The organism is Pseudomonas sp. GW823-FHT02E01 (assembly GCF_058797535.1).
The window spans coordinates 1-4112 of sequence record NZ_JBXAJS010000023.1; the positions used below are offsets into that span (position 1 = coordinate 1).

Sequence of the window (4112 nt, forward strand, 5' to 3'; positions counted from 1 at the left end):
GGGTTTCGAGAGGAACACCAATGTGCACGTCAAATCTCCTGCGTGATCTTATTGAGTAAACCCATGCACTACGGATGGTGCGGCTGGGGCGGCCGATCAGCACGATCCCGCCAAATCAGGGCGGGGCGCGGCATTTTGCAGGCGAACTTTGTGCCCTTCAAGGGATTATGACGGGTGACGGAAAATTAACTACAAGTCACCCCGTGACCGAATGTCGCAACCAACTGGCTCAATCCCTTGCAGACCGTGCTTTTCAAGGATTCTGGCCGAAATTGAAGAATTTACACATCGGCCGTATGAATGATGCGGCATTGCCTCGAAATAGTGGCGCAAAGCCGCGTCATCAGGCGCTTGTGGGACGTTTGTACGACTTGTCGATACAGTTTGCTGCTATGCGACAAATACGTATATCTGTAGGGCTTTTGTTTTGCTGACTACGGGGTCAAGTAACCTTGTAGAGCCTTTAGCCCTCTAGGCTGTAGCTATACGCCTGATTTACCAGCCAGTCACGAAATGCCCTTAAAGACGCGGATTCGACCTTTCGCTCAGGAATCATCAGGTAGTAAGCCTTGATACTGGACAGTGCTTGGGGGTTGGCGATCACCAGGCGTTTCTCTTTCAACTCCCTTTGAATCAGGAACGGCGGAATCAGGGCAATGCCCATGTCGTGCATGGCTGCCTGGGCGAGCATGGAGAATAGCTCGTAGCGGGGGCCCGTCATGTCTCGCGGGACATTCAGGTGTTGGGAGTCGAACCATTGGCGCCAGGCATAGGGGCGAGTGGTTTGTTGCAGAAGAGGCAAGTCGGCGATTTCCCCGGGCGTCAGACTGGTCTTGTTTCCGAGCAGGTTGGGGCTGCAAACGGGCATCGGATTTTCACCCATCAGCCTGTGGGATTCTGTACCCGACCAATCCGCGTCGCCGAAGTAGATGGCGGCATCAAAATCCGTGTCGGCGAACAGGAACGGCCGCGTGCGGTTGGTCAGGTTGACCGTCACTTCCGGGTGTTTCTGCTGGAAATCCTTGAGTCGCGGCAGCAGCCATTGGGTGCCGAAGGTCGGAACTACGGCCAGTTCGATCACGTTGGTGCCCTGCTGGCCCATCACGGACAAGGTGTCGCGCTCAACGGCATCGAGCTGAGTGGCCACCCGACGGCTGTAGGAGAGTCCGGCTTCCGTCAGCTTGACCCCGCGCCGCGAGCGTCGGAACAGTTCCACACTGAGGAACTCTTCAAGGCTGGCAATCTGTCGGCAAATCGCTCCCTGGGTCAGCGAAAGCTCCTGGGCGGCCTTGGTGAAGCTCTCGTGGCGCGCCGCGGCCTCGAAGCTGATCAGGGCGGTGGTGCTGGGTATCTTTCTGCGCATGTACGTCAACCTCACTAATACATCGCATAAAAGCTCTTTTGCGACGTTTCGGAGTGAGAAATTAGCACAACAGTATGCAAAATCCTCGTTTGCCGTCGCGCCGATCCGGGCCTAGGATCAGCCTACGTTATTTGACCCGATTCGAGAGGACACACTCATGGGCGGTAAAGCTAGCTTCAACTGGATCGATCCCCTGCTGCTGGATCAACAGCTCACTGAAGAAGAACGAATGATTCGCGACACGGCTGCGCAATTCGCTCAGCAAAGCCTTGCGCCGCGCATCCTCGAAGCTTTCCGTCATGAGAAGACCGATCCGGCGATCTTCCGCGAAATGGGCGAGGTCGGCCTGTTGGGCGCAACCATCCCCGAGCAATACGGTGGCAGCGGCCTGAACTATGTCAGCTATGGCCTGATCGCCCGTGAAGTCGAGCGCATCGACTCCGGCTATCGCTCGATGATGAGCGTGCAGTCCTCGCTGGTGATGGTGCCAATCAATGAATTCGGTACCGAAGCGCAGAAGCAGAAGTACCTGCCGAAACTGGCGTCGGGCGAGTGGATCGGCTGCTTCGGCCTGACCGAGCCTAACCACGGCTCCGACCCGGGCGCGATGATCAGTCGTGCGCGCAAAGTGGAAGGCGGCTACAGCCTTACCGGCAGCAAGATGTGGATCACCAACAGCCCGATCGCCGATGTGTTCGTGGTCTGGGCCAAGGACGATGCCGGTGACATTCGCGGCTTCGTTCTGGAGAAAGGCTGGAAAGGTCTGAGCGCTCCGGCGATTCACGGCAAGGTGGGCCTGCGGGCATCGATCACCGGTGAAATCGTGATGGACAACGTGTTCGTTCCGGAAGAGAACATCTTTCCGGACGTCCGTGGTCTGAAAGGTCCTTTCACTTGCCTCAACTCGGCACGTTACGGCATCTCCTGGGGTGCGCTGGGTGCAGCCGAGTTCTGCTGGCACACTGCTCGCCAGTACACCCTGGATCGTCAACAGTTCGGTCGCCCACTGGCTGCTACCCAGTTGATCCAGAAGAAGCTGGCCGACATGCAGACTGAAATCACCATGGCGCTGCAAGGCTGCCTGCGACTGGGTCGTATGAAGGACGAAGGTACCGCTGCGGTCGAAATTACCTCGATGATGAAGCGCAACTCTTGCGGCAAGTCCCTGGATATCGCGCGCATGGCTCGCGATATGTTGGGCGGCAACGGCATCTCCGATGAATTCGGTGTGGCGCGTCACCTGGTCAACCTGGAAGTGGTGAACACCTATGAAGGTACTCACGACGTCCATGCACTGATCCTCGGTCGTGCGCAAACCGGCCTCCAGGCGTTCTATTAAGGAGAACGTCCATGGGCGCGCTATCGCATCTACGGGTACTGGATTTATCGCGGGTGCTGGCCGGGCCTTGGGCCGGGCAGATCCTGGCCGACCTTGGCGCTGAAGTGATCAAGGTCGAGCGTCCGGGTAACGGCGATGACACGCGCGCCTGGGGACCGCCGTTCCTTAAAGACGCTTATGGCGAGAATACCAGCGAGGCTGCTTATTACTTGTCGGCCAATCGCAACAAGCAATCTGTCACCATCGACTTCACTCGCCCTGAAGGGCAGAAGCTGGTGCGTGAACTGGCGGCCAAGTCGGACATCTTGATCGAGAACTTCAAGGTCGGCGGTCTGGCGGCTTATGGCCTGGACTATGAAACGCTGAAGACGATCAATCCGGATCTGATCTATTGCTCGATCACCGGGTTCGGCCAGACCGGTCCTTATGCCAAGCGTGCGGGTTATGACTTCATGATCCAGGGGCTCGGCGGCCTCATGAGTCTGACGGGGCGACCTGAGGGCGAAGAGGGTGCGGGGCCGGTGAAGGTTGGCGTGGCGCTGACGGACATCCTCACCGGGCTGTATTCGACTGTCGCGATCCTGGCTGCGCTTGCGCATCGGGATCACGACGGCGGTGGTCAGCATATCGATATGGCACTGTTGGACGTACAGGTGGCTTGTCTGGCCAATCAGGCAATGAACTACCTGACGACAGGCAATGCGCCAAAACGCTTGGGTAATGCTCACCCGAACATCGTGCCTTATCAGGATTTTCCTACGGCGGATGGCGATTTCATCCTTACCGTCGGGAACGATGGTCAGTTCCGCAAGTTTGCGGAAGTGGCCGGGCAGCCGCAGTGGGCGGACGATCCGCGTTTTGCCACTAACAAGCTGCGGGTGGCAAACAGGGCAATACTGATTCCGCTGATCCGCCAGGCGACGGTGTTCAAGACTACCGCTGAATGGGTGGCGCAACTGGAACAGGCTGGCGTGCCATGCGGGCCTATCAATGACGTGGCCCAGATGTTTGCCGATCCTCAGGTCAAGGCACGTGGGTTGGCTATCGAACTGCCGCATGCGCTGGCCGGGATGGTGCCTCAGGTGGCGAGCCCGATTCGATTGTCGGAGACGCCGGTTGAGTATCGTTTTGCACCTCCTCTGCTGGGTGAGCACACGCTTGAAGTTTTGCAGCGTGTGTTGGGTCTGGATGCCGGGGCGGTGTCCGCATTCAAGGCTTCTGGCGTTCTCTGATAGGTCTCTTCTATATAGAGGGTGTTTCGGCTCCTCTATATAGGCACCCTTTAGGGCGTTTTGCTGCTTTCTGCAGCTTATTGATAGAAAACCTAAATCAGTGCTTGACGGCAGATTCCAGGTGTCTATAATTCGCCCCACTTCCGGCGCAGTCGAAACGGAAAACTCCTTGGTAAAC

3 protein-coding genes are annotated in these 4112 nt (G+C 57.5%); 2 read left to right on the forward strand and 1 reads right to left on the reverse strand.

The features are described from left to right. Positions 1–463: 463 nt before the first annotated feature. Entirely contained in the window at positions 464–1363 is a 900-nt protein-coding gene (locus AC1RDQ_RS28435) for a LysR family transcriptional regulator (RefSeq protein WP_057712567.1), read from the reverse strand. Positions 1364–1520: 157 nt separating this feature from the next. Here AC1RDQ_RS28435 and AC1RDQ_RS28440 point away from each other — a divergent pair, with 157 nt between their 5' ends. Together AC1RDQ_RS28440 and AC1RDQ_RS28445 are read left to right on the forward strand one after the other, a co-directional pair. Then, the gene (locus AC1RDQ_RS28440; protein WP_008053124.1) at positions 1521–2702 is read left to right on the forward strand and encodes an acyl-CoA dehydrogenase; all 1182 of its coding nucleotides are present in this window, start codon (positions 1521–1523) and stop codon (positions 2700–2702) included. Between the two features lie 11 nt (positions 2703–2713). Then, complete coding sequence (locus tag AC1RDQ_RS28445; RefSeq protein WP_057712566.1) at positions 2714–3934, forward strand: CaiB/BaiF CoA transferase family protein; 1221 nt, start codon at positions 2714–2716, stop codon at positions 3932–3934. Positions 3935–4112: the final 178 nt, after the last annotated feature.

Excerpts from the sequence above, each read along its gene's own strand:
- AC1RDQ_RS28435 (WP_057712567.1), bottom strand. The coding sequence starts at position 1,363 with ATGCGCAGAAAGATACCCAGCACCACCGCCCTGATCAGCTTCGAGGCC.
- AC1RDQ_RS28440 (WP_008053124.1), top strand. The coding sequence starts at position 1,521 with ATGGGCGGTAAAGCTAGCTTCAACTGGATCGATCCCCTGCTGCTGGAT.
- AC1RDQ_RS28445 (WP_057712566.1), top strand. The coding sequence starts at position 2,714 with ATGGGCGCGCTATCGCATCTACGGGTACTGGATTTATCGCGGGTGCTG.